Annotated in this window: 29 protein-coding genes, 1 tRNA gene and 1 other annotated feature; of the genes, 3 read left to right on the forward strand and 27 right to left on the reverse strand. The window is 44.0% G+C overall.

Annotated features, from left to right (window positions below; all coding sequences use genetic code 11):
• Positions 1-61 precede the first annotated feature (61 nt).
• The 26 genes from HC026_RS09920 to fabZ (HC026_RS10045) all read right to left on the reverse strand — a co-directional run bounded on the left by HC026_RS09920 (position 62) and on the right by fabZ (HC026_RS10045) (position 19,016).
• Positions 62-514 (reverse strand): arginine repressor, encoded by a 453-nt coding sequence (locus HC026_RS09920; protein ID WP_168925808.1) that lies wholly within the window; start codon positions 512-514, stop codon positions 62-64.
• Positions 515-595: 81 nt separating this feature from the next.
• Positions 596-1,411 (reverse strand): TlyA family RNA methyltransferase, encoded by an 816-nt coding sequence (locus HC026_RS09925; protein ID WP_168925809.1) that lies wholly within the window; start codon positions 1,409-1,411, stop codon positions 596-598.
• An 8-nt stretch (positions 1,412-1,419) separates the two neighbouring features.
• Positions 1,420-2,322, reverse strand: a complete 903-nt coding sequence (locus HC026_RS09930; RefSeq protein ID WP_168925810.1) for a polyprenyl synthetase family protein — start codon at positions 2,320-2,322, stop codon at positions 1,420-1,422.
• Positions 2,315-2,581 carry an exodeoxyribonuclease VII small subunit gene (locus HC026_RS09935; protein WP_168925811.1) on the reverse strand — a complete coding sequence of 89 codons (267 nt, stop codon included), beginning with the start codon at positions 2,579-2,581 and terminating at the stop codon, positions 2,315-2,317. The genes HC026_RS09930 and HC026_RS09935 overlap by 8 nt, the downstream gene beginning before the upstream one ends.
• A complete protein-coding gene (gene xseA / locus HC026_RS09940; RefSeq protein ID WP_168925812.1) occupies positions 2,578-3,933 on the reverse strand; it encodes an exodeoxyribonuclease VII large subunit in 1,356 nt (451 codons plus the stop codon). The genes HC026_RS09935 and xseA overlap by 4 nt, the downstream gene beginning before the upstream one ends.
• Before the next feature lies 1 nt (position 3,934).
• Positions 3,935-4,786: a bifunctional 5,10-methylenetetrahydrofolate dehydrogenase/5,10-methenyltetrahydrofolate cyclohydrolase gene (locus tag HC026_RS09945; RefSeq protein ID WP_168925813.1), complete on the reverse strand. Its 852-nt coding sequence runs from the start codon at positions 4,784-4,786 to the stop codon at positions 3,935-3,937.
• 382 nt (positions 4,787-5,168) lie between these two features.
• Positions 5,169-5,591: a transcription antitermination factor NusB gene (nusB, locus tag HC026_RS09950; protein WP_168925814.1), complete on the reverse strand. Its 423-nt coding sequence runs from the start codon at positions 5,589-5,591 to the stop codon at positions 5,169-5,171.
• The gene (locus HC026_RS09955; protein WP_168925815.1) at positions 5,588-6,031 is read right to left on the reverse strand and encodes an Asp23/Gls24 family envelope stress response protein; all 444 of its coding nucleotides are present in this window, start codon (positions 6,029-6,031) and stop codon (positions 5,588-5,590) included. The genes nusB and HC026_RS09955 overlap by 4 nt, the downstream gene beginning before the upstream one ends.
• Before the next feature lie 28 nt (positions 6,032-6,059).
• Positions 6,060-6,623, reverse strand: coding sequence for an elongation factor P (gene efp, locus HC026_RS09960; RefSeq protein ID WP_168925816.1), 564 nt, complete (start codon positions 6,621-6,623; stop codon positions 6,060-6,062).
• Between the two features lie 84 nt (positions 6,624-6,707).
• Positions 6,708-7,766, reverse strand: a complete 1,059-nt coding sequence (locus HC026_RS09965) for a M24 family metallopeptidase (RefSeq protein WP_168925817.1) — start codon at positions 7,764-7,766, stop codon at positions 6,708-6,710.
• Positions 7,767-7,825: 59 nt separating this feature from the next.
• Positions 7,826-8,122: a 50S ribosomal protein L27 gene (gene rpmA / locus HC026_RS09970; protein ID WP_089087702.1), complete on the reverse strand. Its 297-nt coding sequence runs from the start codon at positions 8,120-8,122 to the stop codon at positions 7,826-7,828.
• 21 nt (positions 8,123-8,143) lie between these two features.
• Complete coding sequence (locus HC026_RS09975; protein WP_089087701.1) at positions 8,144-8,473, reverse strand: ribosomal-processing cysteine protease Prp; 330 nt, start codon at positions 8,471-8,473, stop codon at positions 8,144-8,146.
• Between the two features lie 19 nt (positions 8,474-8,492).
• Entirely contained in the window at positions 8,493-8,801 is a 309-nt protein-coding gene (gene rplU / locus HC026_RS09980) for a 50S ribosomal protein L21 (protein ID WP_054655075.1), read from the reverse strand.
• Positions 8,802-8,822: 21 nt separating this feature from the next.
• Positions 8,823-8,898: a sequence feature (ribosomal protein L21 leader region), on the reverse strand.
• 72 nt (positions 8,899-8,970) lie between these two features.
• A complete protein-coding gene (locus tag HC026_RS09985; protein ID WP_168925818.1) occupies positions 8,971-9,729 on the reverse strand; it encodes a carboxyl transferase domain-containing protein in 759 nt (252 codons plus the stop codon).
• A complete protein-coding gene (locus HC026_RS09990) occupies positions 9,726-10,586 on the reverse strand; it encodes an acetyl-CoA carboxylase carboxyltransferase subunit beta (RefSeq protein WP_168925819.1) in 861 nt (286 codons plus the stop codon). The genes HC026_RS09985 and HC026_RS09990 overlap by 4 nt, the downstream gene beginning before the upstream one ends.
• Complete coding sequence (locus HC026_RS09995) at positions 10,587-11,963, reverse strand: acetyl-CoA carboxylase biotin carboxylase subunit (RefSeq protein ID WP_168925820.1); 1,377 nt, start codon at positions 11,961-11,963, stop codon at positions 10,587-10,589.
• 9 nt (positions 11,964-11,972) lie between these two features.
• Entirely contained in the window at positions 11,973-12,419 is a 447-nt protein-coding gene (gene fabZ, locus HC026_RS10000; protein ID WP_269814120.1) for a 3-hydroxyacyl-ACP dehydratase FabZ, read from the reverse strand.
• Between the two features lie 11 nt (positions 12,420-12,430).
• A complete protein-coding gene (accB, locus tag HC026_RS10005; RefSeq protein WP_168925821.1) occupies positions 12,431-12,901 on the reverse strand; it encodes an acetyl-CoA carboxylase biotin carboxyl carrier protein in 471 nt (156 codons plus the stop codon).
• Positions 12,901-14,133 carry a beta-ketoacyl-ACP synthase II gene (fabF, locus tag HC026_RS10010; RefSeq protein WP_168925822.1) on the reverse strand — a complete coding sequence of 411 codons (1,233 nt, stop codon included), beginning with the start codon at positions 14,131-14,133 and terminating at the stop codon, positions 12,901-12,903. Before fabF ends, accB begins: the two co-directional genes overlap by 1 nt.
• 11 nt (positions 14,134-14,144) lie before the next feature.
• On the reverse strand, positions 14,145-14,879 hold the full coding sequence (gene fabG / locus HC026_RS10015; protein WP_168925823.1) for a 3-oxoacyl-[acyl-carrier-protein] reductase: 735 nt from the start codon (positions 14,877-14,879) through the stop codon (positions 14,145-14,147).
• A gap of 2 nt (positions 14,880-14,881) precedes the next feature.
• Positions 14,882-15,823, reverse strand: a complete 942-nt coding sequence (locus tag HC026_RS10020) for an ACP S-malonyltransferase (RefSeq protein ID WP_168925824.1) — start codon at positions 15,821-15,823, stop codon at positions 14,882-14,884.
• Complete coding sequence (fabK, locus tag HC026_RS10025) at positions 15,816-16,766, reverse strand: enoyl-[acyl-carrier-protein] reductase FabK (protein WP_168925825.1); 951 nt, start codon at positions 16,764-16,766, stop codon at positions 15,816-15,818. Before fabK ends, HC026_RS10020 begins: the two co-directional genes overlap by 8 nt.
• 10 nt (positions 16,767-16,776) lie before the next feature.
• A complete protein-coding gene (locus tag HC026_RS10030; protein ID WP_168925826.1) occupies positions 16,777-17,022 on the reverse strand; it encodes an acyl carrier protein in 246 nt (81 codons plus the stop codon).
• 32 nt (positions 17,023-17,054) lie between these two features.
• Positions 17,055-18,032 carry a beta-ketoacyl-ACP synthase III gene (locus tag HC026_RS10035; protein ID WP_168925827.1) on the reverse strand — a complete coding sequence of 326 codons (978 nt, stop codon included), beginning with the start codon at positions 18,030-18,032 and terminating at the stop codon, positions 17,055-17,057.
• An 11-nt stretch (positions 18,033-18,043) separates the two neighbouring features.
• Positions 18,044-18,502, reverse strand: a complete 459-nt coding sequence (locus tag HC026_RS10040; protein ID WP_168925828.1) for a MarR family winged helix-turn-helix transcriptional regulator — start codon at positions 18,500-18,502, stop codon at positions 18,044-18,046.
• Positions 18,503-18,572: 70 nt separating this feature from the next.
• The gene (fabZ, locus tag HC026_RS10045; RefSeq protein WP_168925829.1) at positions 18,573-19,016 is read right to left on the reverse strand and encodes a 3-hydroxyacyl-ACP dehydratase FabZ; all 444 of its coding nucleotides are present in this window, start codon (positions 19,014-19,016) and stop codon (positions 18,573-18,575) included.
• Positions 19,017-19,269: 253 nt separating this feature from the next.
• Between fabZ (HC026_RS10045) and HC026_RS10050 the strand changes: the two genes are divergently transcribed.
• On the forward strand, positions 19,270-20,052 hold the full coding sequence (locus HC026_RS10050) for a biotin--[acetyl-CoA-carboxylase] ligase (RefSeq protein ID WP_168925830.1): 783 nt from the start codon (positions 19,270-19,272) through the stop codon (positions 20,050-20,052).
• Positions 20,053-20,096: 44 nt separating this feature from the next.
• Entirely contained in the window at positions 20,097-20,420 is a 324-nt protein-coding gene (locus HC026_RS10055; protein ID WP_168925831.1) for a heavy metal-binding domain-containing protein, read from the forward strand.
• A gap of 122 nt (positions 20,421-20,542) precedes the next feature.
• Here HC026_RS10055 and HC026_RS10060 read toward each other — a convergent pair whose 3' ends face one another.
• Positions 20,543-21,034: an AP2 domain-containing protein gene (locus HC026_RS10060; protein WP_168925832.1), complete on the reverse strand. Its 492-nt coding sequence runs from the start codon at positions 21,032-21,034 to the stop codon at positions 20,543-20,545.
• 445 nt (positions 21,035-21,479) lie between these two features.
• Between HC026_RS10060 and HC026_RS10065 the strand changes: the two genes are divergently transcribed.
• Positions 21,480-21,553 (forward strand) — tRNA-Arg (locus HC026_RS10065).
• The last annotated feature ends 193 nt before the right edge of the window (positions 21,554-21,746 follow it).

Here is a 21,746-nt window from a genome sequence, read left to right on the forward strand (position 1 = left end):
TTATACCCGATAACTGAAAGACGAGCTAGACCAGACACTTGGCGTCAGCCTAACCCGTTACTTATTCTAATAAATCGTTAATGTTCGACTCCAGCTGTAACGCGCCTTCGCTATTCTTACAAATTGCCAGAACGGTGGAATCATCGCCAATAACACCAAATACGAACTCATAATCCATTTCTTCAATCATCGATGCCAACGCATGTCCATTACCAGGCAAAACTTTAATGACGACATCCTTGTCTTGAACACCCATGCTGACGTATGCGTCTTGCAGTGTCCGCGTCAACTTTTTCTTGGTATCCAACGTTTTTTGAATTGGCATATTGTACCGATATCCACCGGATGCGGCTGGTACTTTAACCAACTGCATTTCCTTGATATCCCGTGAGATCGTGGCTTGAGTCACGTGAATGTTTTGCTCTTCAAGTAAGCGAACAAAGTCTTCCTGTCGTTCAATATCCTGTGAACTAAGTAATTGACGAATTAAACGTTGTCGGTCCTGCTTCTTCACGCTACACCATCTCCAATCGGGAAAAATTAGTTAGTTATATCATACAGCTAAATACCCTATTTTAAAAGGAAATTGCGAATTTTATGCAGTCAATATTCGGTGAGCAGATTCGACTGTTCCAGCCACATCAATCTCGGACGCAATTTCTGGTGTACCAGAAACAGACTTGAGATGAATAAGAAACTCAATGTTGCCTTCGCCACCCGTGATTGGTGAAAAATCAAGATGTCTTGGACTAAAACCACTATCCACTGCTAACTGAATAACCTTTTGAATGACTGCTTCGTGAATTTTAGGATCTTTGACAATACCATGCTTGCCAACGTGCTCGCGCCCCGCTTCAAACTGCGGCTTGATCAATGCGACGACTTCGCCGTTTTCTGCCAAAATTTGTTTTAACGGCGGCAAAATCAGACTCAGCGAAATAAACGAAACATCAATGGATGAAAAGCTTGGTCGTCCCTTGGTAAAGTCTTCTGGTTTGCTGTAACGGAAATTTGTGTGTTCCATCACGACAACCCGTGGATCTTGGCGCAGTTTCCAGACCAGTTGATTACTGCCGACATCCAGGGCATAAGACATTTTGGCACCGTTTTGCAGCATCACATCCGTAAAACCACCGGTAGAAGAACCAATATCCAAGACAATCCGATCAGTGACATCAATTCCAAAAACCTTCAGTGCTTTGGCTAACTTTAATCCCCCACGGCTCACGTACGGAAGTGGTTTACCCTTGATATGTAAATCGGTATCCACGGGAATCTTGACCCCAGGTTTATCTAGCCGTTCTTCGTTATTACCAAGAACTTCCCCTGCCATGACAGCACGTTTTGCCTGTTCACGGGATTCAAATAAACCTTGAGTTACAAGTAATACATCAACGCGTTGTTTGTCCATAATGACCCCTATTCCTTCATTCGAAAATAACTGCAAAATGCATTTAACAGACTGTAATCACGACCAGTTAACCGGTTCAACGCAGCTAGCTGTGATTCTGCGTCTGAAACGACTTGACGCAGACGCTGCTCAGTGCCTTCAACACCAAATAAACCGGGATAAGTATTTTTCTCTTCACCCGCATCCTTGTGTGTTTTTTTGCCAAGTTCTTCAGCTGTAGAAGTCACATCGAGTAAATCATCATAAATTTGATAAGCTAAGCCGAACTGATCAGCAAATTTTAATAAGTGTTGTCGTTCTACTTCTTTGACATCCGCCATGATGCAGCCAGCTTCGACAGCGTAATGCAGCAATGCCCCAGTTTTTTGACGGTGCAGTTTTGCTAGCTGCTCAATCTTCAATTGCTGGTGTTCACTTGAAATATCCTGAGCTTGCCCGGCAACCATGCCAACTGAACCAGCTGCGTGACTGAGTGCGCGAATCATTGCCAACTGCTGTTCTGCGGGAACATCAGCGTTACTGAGCCATTCAAATGCCAGGGTTAACAAACCGTCGCCTGCCAAAGTTGCCATCCCAGCACCAAATTTAACGTGGTTGGTGGCTACTCCCCGGCGTAAGTCGTCGTTATCCATCGCTGGCAGATCGTCGTGGATCAGGGAATAAGTATGGAGCAGTTCCAATGCACTGGCAGCCATTAGTTGGCCACTAGTGGGCTGATCTTGATAGGTTTGTAAGACCGCCAAAGTCAATAGTGGTCGCAGTCGTTTTCCACCAGCAGTGACTGAGTATGTCATTGCTGCTTGCAAGATTGGCTGATCAATCCAGTCCTCATTTAAGCCTTGCAAAACGCGATTGATTTGCGGAACGTATTGATTTTCAAAGTCTTTTAATATTGATGACGCCTCACTCATTCTTGTCATCCTCAGAAACCTCAAAGGGTTCAGTCTGATCATCATCATTCATCATCTGAGCCAATGTTTTTTCTGCATCCGTTAACTTCACTTGTAAATCATGGCTAAGTGCCACACCCTGTTTAAATTGCGATAGGGCTTCTTCCAGGGGAACGTTACCCTTCTCCAAGGAAGTGACGATTTCTTCAAGCTGATTCAGATTTTCTTCGAACGTTGGTTTATTCTTGGAGGCTGCTTTCTTCGTTGGTTTTTCACTCATGATTGACCATCCTTTGTATTTGGTTGAATTGATTTGATTGTGGCGTTTGCCTGCCCGTTCGTCAGGTGCATGACAACTTCGTCACCTGCGTGGAGTTGGTTCACATCAGCAACGACTTTTCGATCACTTGTAACGTAGCTATACCCACGACCCATGATCTTCAGTGGACTGAGGTAATCTAACGATTGCACCAATTCTGCCATACGCTGCTTTTGCTGGTTAAAGTCTTGTTGCATACCACGGTGTAGTCTAGCGACCAGATCGCGTCGATTCTGTTCTAACTGCGTCATCTGACTGGCTGGAGAAGCGACCTTTAATCGCTTCTCAACTGCATCTACTTCTGCATGGACTAAGCTTAACCGATGCGCCATGGTTTGCTGTAGTTGGGTCGTGAGTTGATCCACCTTTTGGCTATAACCTTCATAAAGACGTTCAGGTTGCTGAAAGACGTATGCTTCCCGCAATTTTTTAAGTTGCTCTTGATACATCGCAAGATGGTGATTGAAGGCATGATAAAGTCGAACCCGGTCTTGGTTGATTTCCAACAAAACATCGCTCAAAACGGGGACTGCTAGTTCAGCAGCCGCTGTGGGGGTTGCCGCACGAACATCGGCGACCAAATCGGCAATTGTCGTATCAGTTTCATGCCCTACAGAAGAAATTACCGGAATTTGACTGTCAAAAATTGCTCTAGCCACGGATTCTTCATTGAAAGGCCATAAATCTTCAATCGAACCACCACCCCGTCCGATGATCAGCGTGTCAAAATCTCCCAATCGGTTAACCCGCTCAATTTGACGTACAATGTCACCAGCGGCTTCATTACCTTGCACCAGCGCTGGGAAAAGCACGATCTGAGCAATCGGATAACGACGGCGGGCAGTGGTGATGATATCTCTGATAACTGCCCCGCTAGGACTCGTAACCACTGCAATTCGCTTAGGGAAACGCGGTAGCGGCTTCTTTGGTGCCGAAAAGACACCTTCTTCGCTTAATTTACGCTTCAGCTGCTCATAAGCTTGATAAAGCTGGCCAACACCGTCCGGTTCCATATGATCAACGTAGATCTGATAGCTGCCACTTGGCTCATACAGAGAAATTCGACCAGTCACAAGGACCTTCATCCCCTCTTCTGGTGTGAACTTAACCTTTGAGAAGGCTGACTTAAACATGATGGCATTAATTTTTGCGTGATCATCTTTTAAACTGAAATACTGATGCGCATTTGGCCGAAGTCGAAAGTTAGAAATCTCACCAGTTAAATAGACCTTACCCAAATAAGGATCGACGTCAAATTTGCGTTTAATATAACTGGTCAGTGCACTGACAGTTAAGTACTCGCTAGGTTCCAAATTATTCACTCCACTTTGCTAATTCAACCGTCTGCTGCATCAAGCTGGCAATCGTCATTGGACCTACGCCACCTGGGACAGGGGTAATCTTCCCCGCTACTGTTGTAGCACTCTCAAAGTCCACATCGCCAGTCAATTTTCCATTTTCATCACGATTCATACCCACATCGATAACGGTGGCTCCCGGCTTAATATCCTCACCCTTAATTAGATGAGCAATTCCCGTTGCCACAATCAAAATATCGGCTTGTCGTGTAAATCTCTTCATGTCTTTTGTATGGCTGTGAACAACCGTTACCGTTGCGCTAGCGTTTAATAACAATGCCGCCATTGGCCGACCAACAATATTAGAGCGGCCCACGATTACGGCATTAGCACCTTCCAACTGGACGCCATAGGCTTTCAGCATTGTCATAATTCCCTTAGGGGTACATGAAACTGGAAAATTAAGGTCTGAATTGGAATAGAGGTTACCCACATTTTCTGGGTTAAAGCCATCCGCATCTTTAATTGGTAGAATCGCCCGGGTAACAGCTGCTTCATCAATTTGTGGGGGTAACGGTGCTTGTACCATCAAACCATGAACGGTTGGATCTTGGTTATATTGGTCAATTAGGTTCAGTAGTTCTGTTTGAGTTGTATTTTCAGGTAACCGTTTTGTTTCTGAGATGATGCCTACCTGTTCTGCTTTTCGATGCTTGTTACGGACGTAAATTTCACTGGCCTCATCGTTACCAACAATAATCACAACCAGCTTGGGTAGTATGCCGTTTGATTTTAACTCAGCTACTGCCTGTTTTGTTTGGGCATTGACTTGTTTTGCCAATTGCTTACCATCAATTAATTCTGCCATTAACTTCACTCTCACGATCCTTGTTAGTTTGATGGCTTCCCATCACAAATTTCACAAATCTACTGCATATCATTTTATCACATTTCGATTTATTAGGCTCTAGTAGCCGGCAGTTTAGCGAGTAAAAACTGCCTGAAATTGCTGTATTTGAAAGGAATTGTGCCATAAGTCCATATCGATAAGAATTTGCTCTAGAATCTTAACGGAAACGTGACAAGAGTTGCTTTTTGTTCATCATTTTTATCTAGTCTAAACCGGTGGCTCAACTCAGATTCCGGCCATTTAAAACAAATACACCCCATCCCGATAAAGACCATCGGAATGGGGTGTATTCGTCTTAAATTCTGGAATCTGACGAGTTGTGTCACACTCTCCAGTTTAACTATTTTTCTGGTTCAATTTCATGAGACAGCACACCGTTAATAAAACGGCGTGAGCGGTCATCACTAAATTGTTTTGACAACTCCAAAGCTTCATTAACAGCTACCCGCTTTGGAATATCAGCTTGATAATCTAGTTCGTAAAACGCGATGCGCAAAATCACCAAATCGGTTTTCGCAATTCGTTGTAGCGTCCAGCCTGTGGTCAAGTACTTTTTGATTTGGTTGTCCAACTCATCTTGTTTGTCCAAGACACCGTCAACCAACGTCTCCAAATAAGCAGGGACATCTGCCGTGACACCATCCTCATCAGATAATAATTGTTGGTAGATAACCTGCCGATCAGCTTCTGGATTAGCATTCATCGCAAATAACGTTTGAAAAGCGCGAGTGCGGATTTGGTGTCGGTTTAATTCTTCTGTCACTTATCCTCACCATTTTCACTTTCGTCATTATCGTCAAAAAGATTATCTGGATCAACCGACTGAGTCGTCTTTTCAGGAATCACACCTTGAATGTGTACATTAACTTCCTGGATGTGTAAATCAGTCATGAACAAGAGTTGCTGCTTGACCTGTTCTTGAATGGCCAAAGCAACCTTAGGGACTGACACACCATAATTCAGATAGGCATACACATCAACATTCAATGTGTCACCATTAACGGAAAGTTTAACACCCTTGCCGCGTTCCTTCTTGCCGAATAACTCGTTAACGCTATTTGCTAGCGAACCGCGCATCCTAGCAACACCGTCAACATCACTAGCAGCAATGCCAGCAACGATTTCTAGGACTTGCGGTGCCACTTCAATTTTACCCAGAGTAGGCTCAGTTGCTTTTACAACAATGTTTGTATCTTCAGCCAATTTCAAGCCTCCGTTTCAAATCAAAAAATCAGTTGGCACGTGAGATGTATGTACCATCTTGCGTGTTAATTGAAAGCTTGTCGCCTTCGTTGACAAAGAATGGTACTTGAACAACTAATCCAGTATCCATGGTAGCTGGTTTTGAACCGCCTGATGCAGTGTTACCCTTGATACCAGGTTCAGTAGCTGTAACCGTTAAAACAACGGTGTTAGGAACTTCAATACCTAAAGTTTCTGAGCCGTACTGGATAACGTTAACTTCCATGTTTTCTTGCAAGTACTTCAGTTGATCCTTGATAGCATCATCCGGCACTTCGATTTGTTCGTAGTTGTCAGTATCCATGAAGACCCGTGAATCGCCGTCTTCGTAAAGGTACTGCATCTTACGGGTGTTGATTGGGGCCTGTTCCATCTTGGCGCCCGCACGGAAAGTCTTTTCTTGAACGGCACCAGTCCGCAAGTTCTTTAACTTTGAACGAACGAAAGCGCCACCCTTACCAGGCTTAACGTGCTGGAATTCAACAATCCGCCAAATTGCACCGTCAACCTCAATTGTTAAACCGTTTTTAAAATCTGCTGTAGAAATTGCCATATCGTGTTTCCTCCTAAATAATTCTTACTAATAATACCAATTAAGTGCAGGCAATTGCAAGCTACACCCGCAAATAATTAGCAATTACAGGACGACCAAGTCAGTTGAACCGTCAGTCAAAATGCGGTGACCGGCTTCCGTGACCAAAATATCGTCCTCGATTCGGATACCGCCAAGGTCCGGCAGATAAATACCGGGCTCAACAGTAATCACGTTATTAGTCATCATGTGATCATTCGAGCGCATGGAAAGCGCTGGTCCTTCATGAATATCAAGCCCAATGCCGTGGCCAGTACCGTGGTTAAAATATTTTCCATAGCCCGCGGAAGTGATGAACTCCCGGCCAACCTGATCCAACTGGTGTCCGGATACTCCCGGCTTAACGGCATTAATGATGACTTGCTGTGCTTGTTGAACGACCCGATAAACTGCCTTGAGTTTCTCACCAGGATCACCTAAGGCCACCGTCCGGGTTAAATCAGATGTATAGCCATCAAATTCATAACCGAAATCGATGGTAATCATTTCACCCTTCTGGATGGCTTTAGAGGTTGCAGCACCGTGCGGCAGTGCAGCCCGTTTGCCACTAGCCACGATGGTATCAAAGCTGGCCCTTTCAGCACCAAGATCACGCATAATGGCATCTAACTGATTGGCAAGGTGTCGTTCGTATACACCGGGCTTGATCAGCGGTAAAAGGGTGTTAAAACCTTTGATCGTCATCTTGCAGGCATGCCCAAGAATCTGAAGCTCATCCTCAGATTTAACTTCACGCATTTGTTCGATTAAATTCGTCATTGGCACGATATCCGAACTCATGAGTTCATCAATTCGATCATAATCGTGAAACGGAATACTGTCCTCGAAACCTAAAACGGTGATTTGCCGCTTCTTGACTTGCTGAGCGGCAGCTTCTAAATAGTACCGCGTGATGATCACGTCAAAATCATGCGGTATTGCTGCCAGGGCAGTTTCATACCTCGAGTCAGTAATAACATAAGTTTGATTTGCCGTCACTAAAACGACACCATCACCGTCAAAACCTGTTAAATAAGCCTTATTAACCGTGTTTGTCACTAAAAATGCGTCGATACGCAGCTCCTTAAACTGTGCTTGAAGCTGTTTAAGTCGATTAATCATCATAAGCCGCCTTTCTAAGCCTGATTAAGTCAAATAAAAAAAGCCCCTAGGGGCCTTTTTCATTATCTTGCTGCAGCTTCTGTTACAGGATAAACGGAAACTTGGCGCTTATCACGGCCCTTACGTTCGAAGCGAACGACACCGTCGATCTTTGAATACAAAGTATCGTCGTTGCCCCGCAAAACGTTAGCACCTGGATAAATGTGCGTACCACGTTGGCGGTAAAGGATTGAGCCACCGGTTACAGTTGAACCGTCAGCAGCCTTCGTACCGAGACGACGTCCGGCAGAGTTACGACCGTTGGCAGTAGAACCGCCCCCTTTATGGTGAGAGAAGAATTGTAAGTTCATTTCTAGCATGAGTTTCACCTCCATAAAAGATTAGTTGATTCGAATATACTTCGAATATTGTTTTTCGACATCTAAAAGTCCATTTTGAAAACTTTGCAATAACGCTTGACTGATTCGATCCTGAATATAGTCATCGACCGGTGGCATCCGGAGACTTAAAAAGCCGCCTTCAGCTTGCTTAGCAACCACTACTGGCTTAATAGAAGCCACGGCTGCCAAACCGTTCACTGTGCTAATAGATAAGGCTGACACGGCAGAACAAACGATATCGCTACCGTAAGGACCGCTGTCGGCGTGACCCGTTAGTTTAAACCCAATGATCCGATCGTCATTATCGTAGTCAAATGCTGCTTGAATCATAAATGATCACCCACAGAGATTAAGCGTTGATAGCATCAATAACAACCTTGGTGTATGGTTGACGATGACCAACTTTCGTGTGTTGACCCTTCTTAGGCTTGTACTTGAAGGTAACAACCTTCTTTTCTTGGCCTTGTTTTTCAACAGTTCCAGTTACTGAAGCACCTGAAACTAATGGTGTACCAACCTTGGTTGAATCGCCACCAACAAAGACAACTTGGTCAAAAGTAACCTTATCACCTGCATTAGCATTAAGCTTTTCAACGTAGACTGCTTCACCTTGTTGAACACGGTATTGTTTACCGCCAGTTACGATAATTGCGTACATGTATGTGCACCTCCTTCTTTATTAAACACTTAGACTCGCCGAGAACAAGCGCTGCGTTAACAGACTTAAGACTTGGCTCGTGCGGTTGCAGCTGTGGAAGTCCACAAATACAACAAACTGTATTCTACAAAACTTCAAGACATCCGTCAACCCTTAGAATCGAGAAAACCTAGAATCTTCTAAAGAAATCTGCTCGCTTTTTTAATAACTTAGACACATCTTGGTGAGCTAAATCATGGATAGCGCCCGTCATAGCGGTCTTTAAAGAACCGTCAGTCAGCATATTTTCCGGGATTACTCGGTGAATGGCGTGCTGTTTTAACAGCCAGTCCGGTGTTAACCGCATCAGCTTAGCCGCCTTGTCTGCAAGGTGCGCATCCTTCCACATAATCGACGCAAAACCCTCAGGAGAAAGAACTGAATACATACTATTTTCAAACATCCAAATCTGATCCGAGCAGGCTAAAGCTAACGCACCACCAGAACCAGCTTCTCCAATGATGACAGTCAGTATCGGCACTTTCAGTTTCAACATTTCACTGATATTCTTGGCAATCATCTGACCCTGCCCTGAAGCTTCAGCATCTGCCCCCGGATAAGCACCTGGTGTGTTGATCAGGGTAATAATAGGAAAGTTTAGTTTTTCCGCAAGCTTCATTACCCTCAGTGACTTGCGGTATCCCGCTGGTTCTGGACTGCCAAAATGGGTGGCCATTCTATCTTCAAGGCTGTTACCCTTTTGAGTGGCAATGACAGCCACCGGAAATCCGGATAGTTTCGCAAGACCGGCAATTACAGCGGGATCGTCACCGACAATGTGATCGCCATGAAGCTCGTAAAAATCCGTCAATAATTGGTCAATAATTTCATAAACATTAGCTTTGCGATCGCTTCTTGCACCCGCAATGATTGATTGTGTGTCTGTCACTTGGCATCACCCCACTTCTTTGCTTCCAGAATACTAAGCAGTTGGCCAAGTCTATGCGGTATTTCTTCACGGCTAACAATTTCATCAATAAAACCACGCTTATAGCTGTTCTCTACGCTTTGAAAATCATCTGGTAACTGCTTATTAATGGTCTGCTCGATCACCCGTTTACCGGTAAACCCAAACAGAGCTTTTGGTTCAGCTAAAGTGATGTCTGCTTGGCTAGCAAAACTGGCCGTGACTCCGCCAGTGGTTGGATCCATGATAACCGCAATATACGCCAATCCTGCCGCAGCATGATTATTGACAGCCTGACTGATTTTTGCCATCTGCATCAATGAATAAATGCCTTCCTGCATTCTGGCACCACCGGACGCTGTGAACAATACCACGGGTAACTGCTGATCAGTCGCTTTTTCAAACATCCGGGTGATGCGTTCACCATTAGCAGTTCCCAAGCTGCCCATAATAAACAAGGGATCCATGATCCCCAAAGCAACCGGGTAATCTTCTATAATTGCTCTACCGGTTATTACGCCATCTTTAAGGTGAGTTGCTGACTGCGCTTTTTTGATTTTACGGTCATAATCTGGAAATTCTGTGGGATCCTTGGTTTCAAGGTCAGTATCCCATTCTTCAAACTGTTTTGTCAGCATCTTTAAACGGCGATGAGCCGTTACTCGGAAACCATAGCCGCACTCAGGACATACTCGATATTGACCAGCTCTTTTAAAATAGAAGCTGGCATGACAATGCGGGCATTCCTGCCAGATGCCACTTGGCACCTTTGCTTGATAATGCTTTAACATAGATACGGAACGTGACGAAAATCGTTTAACGTGTTCACCAAGCGACATTTACGACACCTCCCGAACAGTATCACTGATAAACTTTGGCATAAACTGATTAGTTACATAGTCCGTGGTGGCGGTCCCTTGGTGAACAACTGAATCCGTCAATAAAGCTTCCAAGAAACTTTGGTTAGCAGCGATACCGTTCAACCCAAACTCATTGAGCGCTTCAAGCAGCTTAGTCAATGCTTCTTGATAGGTATTAGCATGGGCAATCAATTTAACAATCATGGAGTCATAAAATGGTGAAATCATGTCGCCAGCTTGAACGCCGCTATCCACCCGTATGCCAGGCCCACCAGGAAGCTTCAACTGTTTGATGACACCAGCTTGGGGCATAAAATCTAGTGAAGGATCTTCAGCATTAACCCGTGCTTCAACGGCAAATCCATGAGGAATTAATGCGGCCTGTTCAAAGGACAGTGCTTCTCCTGAAGCGACTCTAACCTGCTCCTTGACGAGGTCAATATCAGTCACGGCTTCAGTGATTGGATGTTCGACTTGGATTCGCGTGTTCATTTCCATAAAGTAAAAATGGTGTTCACTATCCATCAAAAATTCAATCGTCCCGGTGTTCACATACTTAATCGTTTTAGTGGCCCGAATTGCGATGTTCTGTAATTCACGCCGTTCCTGAGGTGTCATAACCGGACAAGGACTGATTTCCAAAACTTTTTGTTGCCGACGCTGCAATGAACAGTCCCGCTCTGGAAAAGCTGTGACGTGACCAAATTGATCTGCAAATACTTGCACTTCTATGTGCTTTGCTGGCGCGACAATTTTTTCAAGGTACATCCGTTGGTCCCCAAACGAAAGTTGCGCTTCCTTAGTGGCTGATTGATAAGCCTCGCGCATTTGACTTTCATCTTGTACTCGGCGAATACCTTTACCGCCACCACCAGACGCAGCTTTTAGCATCACAGGATAACCCACTTCATCTGCGACTTTAACCGCATCAGCCTCATCTTTTAAGAAGCCGGTACTGCCAGGAATGACCGGTACGTTACCAGCTTGCATTTGAATTCTTGCGTTCGCTTTGTTACCCATCAGTGCAATCGTTTCTGGTTTGGGACCGATAAACGTAATCTGGCAGGTCTCACAAAGTTCGGCGAATTCTTCGTTTTCAGACAAAAAACCGTACCCAGGGTGAATTGCTTCAGCACCCGTAAGTACCGCGGCACTCACAATATTTTGCATATTTAAATAAGAGTCAGCAGGTTGCGGTCCCCCAACACAGACAGCTTCATCCGCCAAATTAACGTACTGAGCATCCGCATCTGCGGTAGAATAAACGGCTACCGATTGAATATTTAGTTCTCTTAGTGCCCGAATGATTCGCACTGCAATTTCGCCACGGTTAGCAATTAAGACCTTTTTAAACATATTATTCACCTACCCAATCATAAAGGTGAGATCTCCTGAACAAACTTTCTTACCATCGACGTAAGCTTCACCATGACCGAGTCCGGCATTACCTCTAATTTTGTCTAGGGTTACTTCTAGGGTCAGGGAATCACCTGGTTTAACCATTTGACGGAACTTAACCCTATTCATACCTCCAAAATAGGCAGTTTTACCCTTAAAGTCGGGCACTGTCAATAACGCAATCGCTCCTGCCTGTGCCATGGCTTCAACGATTAAGACACCCGGCATTACAGGATTACCAGGAAAATGTCCCTGAAAAAAGGCTTCATTAACGGACACATTTTTCCTTGCAACTACTTTTTCGCCTGGAACATAGTCAAGTACGCGGTCGACCAATAGCATTGGATAACGGTGTGGTAAAATTTTTTGAATTTCAACGACGTCTAATTCGTGTTTTTCTACTTCTTCTGACAAATTTTGTCACCTCATTTGGTTACTTCAAACATTGGCTGATCGTATTCAACCACTTCTTCATTGTCGACCAAAATCTTTGAAATCGTGCCAGCCACTTTACTCTTGATTTCGGTCATCATCTTCATCGCCTCAATCACACAGACAACTTCACCGACACTGACATGATCACCAACTTGCTTATATGCCGGTTTATCAGGGGATGGTTGCAGGTAAATCACACCGACCAGTGGTGCTTTGATCGTTGTTGTTTCAGTTTCTGAAGATTGTGACTTTGCCACGGTAGTCTCTGGTGGAGACTGGACTGGTTGCGTTTCACTATCTGATTTATTCAACGATGCTGGCTGTTCCACCTTGGTCGCTATCTGACGGCTGGTTTTATTCTTACTCAAGTACAAATGAATGTCTTGATAATCTAAGTTGATTTCTCGAATATCGCTGTCATTGATTTGCCGGATGATGGCTTGAATTTCCTCAAGTGTCATTAGTTCGCCCACTTTCTAAATGCCAAGACGGCGTTATGTCCCCCAAAGCCAAATGAATTGCTGATGGCGTATTCAGTTTCATGGTTGCGATTGTCCGCATTGACCAAGTTGACCTGACATTCTGGATCTTGATTGATGATGCCCACGTTTTCTGGTAGTTGATTCGTTTGCAATGCACTCACAGTGGCAACCGCTTCAATGGCACCAGCTGCTCCCAGAAGGTGGCCAGTCATCGATTTGGTACTAGAAACTAGGACGTCGGAAGCCTCACCAAAAACGGTGTTAATGGCCTTGGATTCAGCACTGTCATTACCCATTGTTGCGGTGCCATGGGCGTTGATATAATCAACATCATCTGGCTTAATGCCAGCTTCATCAATGGCCAGTTGCATTGCACGAGCAGCTTGGGTACCTTCTGGATCTGGTGAAGTCATATGATAAGCATCCGAAGTGGCACCGTATCCCACAATTTCAGCTAAGATGTTGGCACCGCGTTGTTGGGCATGTTCCAACGATTCAAGTACCAGTGTGCCGGCACCTTCGCCCATCACGAACCCTAAGCGGTCAGCATCAAATGGTAAGGAAGCTTTTTTCGGATCGGTAGCCTTAGATAAGGTCGATAAAGCGGCAAAACCAGCAATTCCAATTTCATTAACTGAGGCTTCTGAGCCACCCGTCAACATGACTTGCGCGCGGCCTTCTTTGATTTGCCTGAAGGCTTCGCCAATCGCATTAGTTCCAGAAGCACAAGCGGTAACGATTGTCGTGCAGATATTTTGGGCATGGTAACGAATAGCAATGTTGCCGGATGCCATGTTAGAAATCGAAGTTGGGACAAACATTGGGGATACTCGCTGTGGCCCCTTATCATGCATTTTGATGACTTGCTCCTGAATAGTTGTCAGACCACCAATGCCAGAACCATAGATAACGCCCATTGATTCAGGTTCAGTATTGATCTCATCAATACCAGCTTGTTCAACTGCTTCTGAAGCAGCATACATGGCGTATTGGCTAAATGCATCCATTCTCCGTAAATCTTTCTTACCTAACCGTTTTAAGGGATCAAAATCATGTAATTCACCAGCTAACGTAATCCCAGTCTCGCTGGCATCAAAATGTGTGATGGGTTGAAACCCAACTTTTGAAGCCTGCAAACCAGCTTCAAATTCTGACACACTATTACCAATTGGTGTTAACGCACCCATTCCTGTAATTACAACTCTAGTCATACACTTTCTCCTTATTGCATTGTTAGCCCACCATCGACAGTGATGGTTTGGCCCGTAACATAGTCATTTTCGGCTAAAAAGATGGCTGCTTGAGCAACTTCATTAGTTGAACCCAAACGTTTCAAGGGAATCTGCTCTAAAATCTCGCCCTTTACCTTCTCAGAAAGCTGTGCTGTCATCGCAGTATCAATCATCCCTGGTGCAATTGCATTACAGCGAATTCCTCGCATGGCAGCTTCTTTGGCAACTGACTTAGTTAAACCGATAATGCCAGCCTTACTAGCAGCATAGTTAGCTTGACCAATGTTTCCCGTCAAACCAATCACACTGGCCATGTTAATAAAAGCACCGCTGCGAGCTTTATACATCGGGCGCAGACAAGCTTTAATAACGTTGAAGGTCCCCGTTAAATTGGTGTTGATCACCCGACTAAAGTCAGCTGCAGTCATCCGGTTTAATAACTTATCGTTTACAATACCGGCATTATTTACGACGATGTCCAAATGGTCGATTTTTTCGTAGATACGATCGATCATCGCCTGAACACTATCCGGATCCGTAACATCGGCTGAGAGGTCCCAACAGGTTACTTTTTCAGCTCGAATACTGTCAACCACTTCGGGTGAAGCTGTGTGCCGACCATTTAACACGATGTTGGCACCCTGTTTGGCGAAGGCTTGTGCTATCGCCAGTCCAATCCCTTGGGTACTACCGGTGACTAACACTGTCTTATTCGTTAAATTCAAACTTATTCACCCCTTAAAGCTGTCATCGTTTGATTAAGTGTTTCGATATCATCAATATGATAATAATTAATCCCCTTAACTGTTTTGCGTGCAAAACTCATCAAGGTTTTCCCAGGACCCAGTTCAATGACTGCATCAACTTGACCCGTCAGTTTTTGGATGGCATCTGTAAATCTGGTTGTGGACACCAGCTGATCCGTCAGTGTCTGTGTTAAATTCTCAACTACAAACGGTTCCCCAGTTGTTGTACTGATAACCGGAAACGATCCTTGCGTCCAGTCCACTTGCGTTAATGCATCGTGAAGTTCTGTTTGAGCGGGTTGCATCAATGGCGTATGAAAGGCGCCGCTCACTTTTAGTGGCACCATTCGCTTCACATCGTGAGTTTCCAAGTAAGCAACAGCCGCATCCACCGCCTTGACCTCGCCGCCAATGACGACCTGCTTAGGGGTGTTAATATTCGCAATTGCAACTAGCCCGTTACTTTTAACTGCGTCACAAGCTTCCTGAATGACGGCAATCGGTGTGTTCATGATTGCCACCATCTTGCTTGGCTGAGCATCGCTAGCTTGTTGCATCAAGCCACCGCGTAATTTAACCAGTTTTAATGCCTGTGCAGTGGTCATATAGCCACTGGCTGCCAAGGCACTGTACTCACCCAGACTAAGACCAATACCCGCAGTCACAGTTGGTAATTGGGCCTTAACCACTTCGTACAAAGCACAGCTCATTGCAACAATCGCCGGCTGTGTAAAGCGGGTTTCCGATAACTGGTCGGCGGCTGCAGAATCAAAGTATAATTTTGGCAAATCAATATCAAGTATTTGACTTGCTTGGTCAATTAACGTGCGATAGGTGCCGTTTTGTTGATACAGATCCTGGCCCATACCCGTTTTTTGTGAACCTTGACCACTAAATAACAATCCGACTTTCAGTTTAGACACCACCCATCAATTTTATTGCCTGTTGGTACACATCAGCTAAAATTTCAGCGGCGGGTTGTGCTTGCTTAACCAGACCAGCAACTTGGCCAGCCATGTAAGCACCATTTTCTCGGTCGCCAGTGAGCACGGCATTGCGTAGGCTACCATTACCAATCTCTTCAACTTCACTAAAATCAGGATTGGCTTTGGCTGCCTCGCTCTTTTCAAGTCGAATAAACCGTTTTGCCATGGGATTTTTCAAAACCCTGGCAGGATGGCCGGCATACTCCCCGGTAATGACGGTATCAATATCCTTAGCTTTCAAGACTGCTTGTTTGTAAGCCGGGTGAACTTTTGATTCAGCTGCGACAAGGAACCGCGTACCCATTTGGACCCCGACTGCCCCCAGCATGAAAGCTGCCGCTAGGCCACGACCATCGGCAATGCCACCGGCAGCAATCACCGGAATATCAATGGCATCAACTACTTGGGGGACAAGTGCCATTGTTGTTAATTTACCAATGTGCCCACCAGATTCCATGCCTTCAGCCACCACCGCGTCAGCACCGACGCGTTCCATTCGTTTTGCTTGTGCAACTGAAGCCACCACAGGGACCACCTTAATATCGGCTGCCTTAAACATTGAAAGGTATTTCGAAGGATCACCAGCACCAGTTGTGACTAACGTAATGTTTTTGTGCTCCTTCAAAATGACGTTCACAACGTCCTCTACGTGTGGTGAAAGAAGCATGACGTTCACACCAAAGGGCCGATCAGTCAGTGATTTAGCTCGGTCAATTTCCTGTGCGACAATCTCACCAGAAGCGTGGCCAGCACCAATAATTCCTAATCCACCCACGTTTGATACTGCGGCCGCCAAACGGCCATCTGCGACCCATGCCATACCGCCTTGAAAAATCGGATACGTTAATCCTAATGACTGCATAAATGGATCTAATTGCATAAGTTTATCCTTACTCCTTCTCAGCCAATTGTTTTTCAACGAAGGTTACCAAGTCAGAAACGGTTTCAATACCTTCTTCAGTTTCAATTTTAATGTCAAATTCATCTTCGATTTCATTGATCACTTCAAAAATATCTAGGCTATCAGCATCTAAGTCTTGTTTGATATTGGTTGTCATCGTCACTTTGTCAGCGTCTTCACCAGTTTGATCCACAATAATTGCTTGTACTTTTGAGAAAATTTCGTCGTTAGTCATAATATTTGAGCTCCTTAAGTTGTCATTTATTTTTAGTATTTAATAATCTGAGTGCCAACGGTTAAGCCACCGCCGAACCCGCCCAACGCGATTGTCTGACCACGCTGTAGGGTTCCGTGTTGAATCGCTTCATCCAACAAGATTGGCACACTAGCTGCCGATGTATTACCATAAGCAGCCACGTTGCTTAAAAACTTGTCAGTCGGTTGATCTAACCGCTTGGCAATTTGATCAAGGATTCTTTGGTTCGCTTGGTGCAAAATAAAATAGTCAATGTCATCAACTAATAGGCCTGCTTGATTGACTGCTCGTTCAATTGATTCTGGGACTTGATGGGTTGCAAATTTATAAACTGCTCGACCGTCCATTTCGAAGTATTGACGATGGGGATCAGTCGAATCCATCGCAAACACTGAATTGACTGGCTGGTAGCCAGCCGTCAGCCGATCGCCAAGCTCACCGATTGTTTGAAGATCTGTTGCCAAAAAAGCTGAGCTTGTTGACTTCACATTTTCTAACAGGACACCTGCAGCGCCATCACCAAAGAGAACAGCAGTTGATCGTTCATGCCAGTCAACCAGTTTAGATAACACCTCACCGCCAATGAGCATACCTCGGCTTCCCGGTGCTTGCAGCAGTCCCTCGGCAACTTTTAAACCGTAGATAAAGCCCGAGCAAGCAGCGTTTAAGTCGAACGCAAACGCGTTAGTGGCACCGATTCTCCCCTGAACGATTGCTGCCGTTGCCGGCGTTAAATAATCGGGTGACATCGTTGAAACAATAATAAAATCTAAGTCTGATGCTTGCCAACCAGACTGATCTAATAACTTCTGTGCTACTGAAGTACACAAATCACTGGTGGTTTGTCCAGTTGAAACGTGTCGCTGCTTGATACCGGTTCGTGTTGAGATCCATTCATCTGAAGTTTCCATATAGGTATTCAGTTCATCATTTGGAACAACACGTTCTGGCACAGTGTTAGCGCTCTGAACAATTTGAATACCTGTCATTAATTAACCCCTCACTTATTTGGAGTTGGTGAAGCGAATTCAAGAAACGCTTCCAAATTTAACAGTGCTTTTTCAATGATTTGAAGCTGTTCGTCATCCATATCTTTAGCAAAACTTTCAACCATTTGGCGGTGAAAAGAAGCGTGTGCCCGATATATCAAGCGCCCTCGATGCGTTAATCCTAATCGGACGAAACGTCGATCATCATCGCTTCTGATTCGTTGGACATAATCTTTTCTGACCAAATGGTTCACCATGGTCGTTAAAGTTCCTGGAGTGATTCGCAATTCACGAGCGACTTCTGAGGTCGTCTTATGCTCGTACATTGAAATAGCGTCAACGGCATGGACTTCCTTGATGGAAATATCTTTGAATTGGCTCTTTCTTAAAGCTAACTCTTCCACCCGAACAATGTCACCGTATACCGTTGTTAGTAATTGATTGATACGCTTAGCCGTAGAATAATCCATGTTTGCACCACCTCATTTTGATTCTCATTTAGTTTCGACCTCAAAATAATAGCAGTGTGAATTCTGGCGATTAACGTACCGTCTCTTCTGGTTCGACGATAAACATCAGTTCAGCTGTCAAAACAACGACTTCATTAACCACAGCCTCACATGAAACAACACCCATATTATCGCGCTGCTTTTTCATTTTGACTTTCAGTTCCACTTGATCAGAAGCATGAACATCCTGCAAAAATTCTGCTTTTGAAATACCGCCAAGATAAGCCGTTTTATGTGCAAAAGCCGGTGATTTTAAAATCAGAATTGACGCTGCTTGTGCAAGTGATTCAACGATCAACGCTGGTGGCATAACATACTCACCGGGACGAAACCCGTTAACAAAGCTTTCGTCAGCGGTGACGTTCTTGATAGCAGTGATTGATTCGCCAGCAATAAGTTCTTTCACGCCATCCATGTAAAAAATCGGAAACCGGTTAGGAATGAGCTCTTGAATCTCTTGAGAAGTTAATTGCATACGTCGCAAAGCACCTCCTTCAAAACTATTTCAAACATCAAAGTATTTGATGGCGTTATCATATTCTAAAATTGGAGCCTCTGTCAAGTAAGTTTCGAAAAACAGCTATGGATGGGCAACTTCTTTACTTATATTTAAGATCGTTTTTGACTATTTGTAAATAACTAATAGTTTGAACATCAAACTATTGTGCGTATTTAAGTTCAGGATAGATATGCTATAATAATCACATTCCAAGTTTGGAGGCAGTAAAATGAACGATGAAACCATTGAAAAACAGCTACGGGATAAAACGGAAACTGAAATCAATTTGCGTCATTTTACTACGATTGGGTCCACTAATCGATATGCCAAACACCTCACCCAGCAGCAACCAATCCAGGTTCCTTACCTCATCTGGGCTGATCAGCAGACTGCAGGCACCGGAAAATTGGCCCGACCTTTTTATTCTTCATCTGGTGGGTTATATCTCTCACTCATTTTACCTAACAAGTCGATTGACCCTCAAAAAATTGGGTTATTTACCACTAGCCTCGCACTTGCCGGCATCAAAGCAATTAAAGCATGTTTTAGCATTGCTGCCCAGGTCAAATGGGTCAACGATATTTACTTGAATCAACGTAAAATCGTCGGCATTTTAGTTGGGCGAGGTGCCAACCAAACCATTATCATCGGCATAGGCGTAAATTTATTCCAAGCCAATTTTCCCACCGAGATCAGCCAAACCGCTGGCAACTTGCTCACAAGCCCCCCTTCTGATTCGGAGAAAGACCAATTTTTAATTAGTTTGGTCAGTCATCTTTACAAGTCCAGCATGACCTATACCAACCCACAATTTATTAGTGAGTACAAACACAGTCTAAACCTAATGAGCCAACAAGTTGAGCTTAAGATGGGACACTCTTCAATCATTGGTAAAGTCATTGATATCAATAGTCTTGGTCAATTGGTGATACTTGATTCGGTCACTAAAAAGGCCCGTTCAATTTCAGCTGGGGAGGTCATTAAAGTTTACCCAAACCATTTGTCGAAATAAGCGTGTCATGGTAAACTTATCACAAGTTAAGGGGGCGAATTTTAATGGCAGAAATCATTGTTACAACCACGGAGAATATTCCTGGACAAAAATACGAAATCATTGGCGAAGTTTTTGGTTTGACAACCCAATCGAAAAACGTTGTCAGAAATATCGGTGCAGGTTTAAAGAACATCGTTGGTGGCGAGATCAAAGACTATACGAAGATGTTAATTGAAGCAAGAGACGTCGCAATTGATCGACTCAGACAAAATGCTACCGACCTCGGAGCCGACGCGGTAGTCATGATGCGTTTTGATTCAGGATCGATTGGTACTGATATGCAATCCGTTGCCGCGTATGGAACTGCCGTGAGATTTATTGAGTAAACTGTCTGGTCAATTTCTAAAAATACACAAAAAGAGCGCTGAAATTTAATCTCAGCACTCTTTTTAAAAGGTCTAAGCAGGATAAACGGCTATCTCATTAATAACCAATTATTTACTTGATTCTACCCAACTGTTTGTTTATTCTCTTGTGTTTTATGCCAATAAGTTCGTTCGGCTTCTTTTCTCGCGTCAATAGCTTCAGCTTTGGTGTCAAAGCTCTTCAGTAATACATAGCGTCCCTTATACATTAACCGAGCTAACCAGCGGTCTGTGGCTTTATCATAAGAAACACCGACTACACCAGAAGTATTCCGCTGTGATTCTTTAATCGAAGAAACCATAATGCCATCACTATTACGCAAGTTTTGAGGATTACCCATATTCTTGGTGAATCCTTCATTCTTTGCGTAACGCTCACGTGCAAGTTCCCTGCGTAAGCACCCGCAACTTCTAACATAGCCGCCGCGAAGACGTGAACCATCCACTGTAACAATGTTGCCGCAACTGCAACGACATTCCCACAATAAATCGGCATTCTTTGGATCCTGTCCGTTTTGCCGAATTACGGTCAAACGGCCAAACTGCTTGCCTTTCATCTCAATCATTCTACTCATAGCGTTCCCCATCCTTTTAGCGAAAGTGACCGCCCCTCCATTGGGCCATTTCGCTGAAAATTTGTAATGCCTATCCTACTAAAACCAACGCGTTAAAATTTAACGCGTACAGTCAATCATAAAAGCGAACTAAAATTAAAAAAACTGCTCCAAAGTATTTTTAATTTCAATTAATTGACTTGCATTTATTCTATCAGTGGTAAAGCAACATTTCAATTGTATTCGATTAAATTGTGAGAAAATCACGAAAAAAATTTAATATCCATGCAAATATTCTCTTATTTTCCTCATTTAGCGTTGGATAATTGAATTTTTCAAGTAAAATACCCACATATTCCCCCTGTTAATATCGAATAAATATTAGTTTATTTAACCGAAAATCCGGTTTTCTAATTGACTTACCCCCTCAATTCACATATACTTATACGTGTTGTTTTATTGTTATGCGGCAATAGCTCAGCTGGATAGAGCAACGGTCTTCTAAACCGTAGGTCGAGGGTTCGAATCTCTCTTGCCGCATCAGTGAATTGAATAGTGGAATTTATTCCAAGTAAATGCTTTCAATGTGATAAGTAGCCCATTTATCACATTGCTTTAATTTACTTGGAATTTTTTTGGGTCATCGTCAAATCGTATTGGTGATGCTCGTAAGCACAGTCACATTTTGTGGCTGTGCTTTTTACTATTTCTGGATTAGTGAAATGCGGTTAAA

Source organism: Secundilactobacillus angelensis (genome assembly GCF_012641075.1).
Taxonomy (GTDB): domain Bacteria; phylum Bacillota; class Bacilli; order Lactobacillales; family Lactobacillaceae; genus Secundilactobacillus; species Secundilactobacillus angelensis.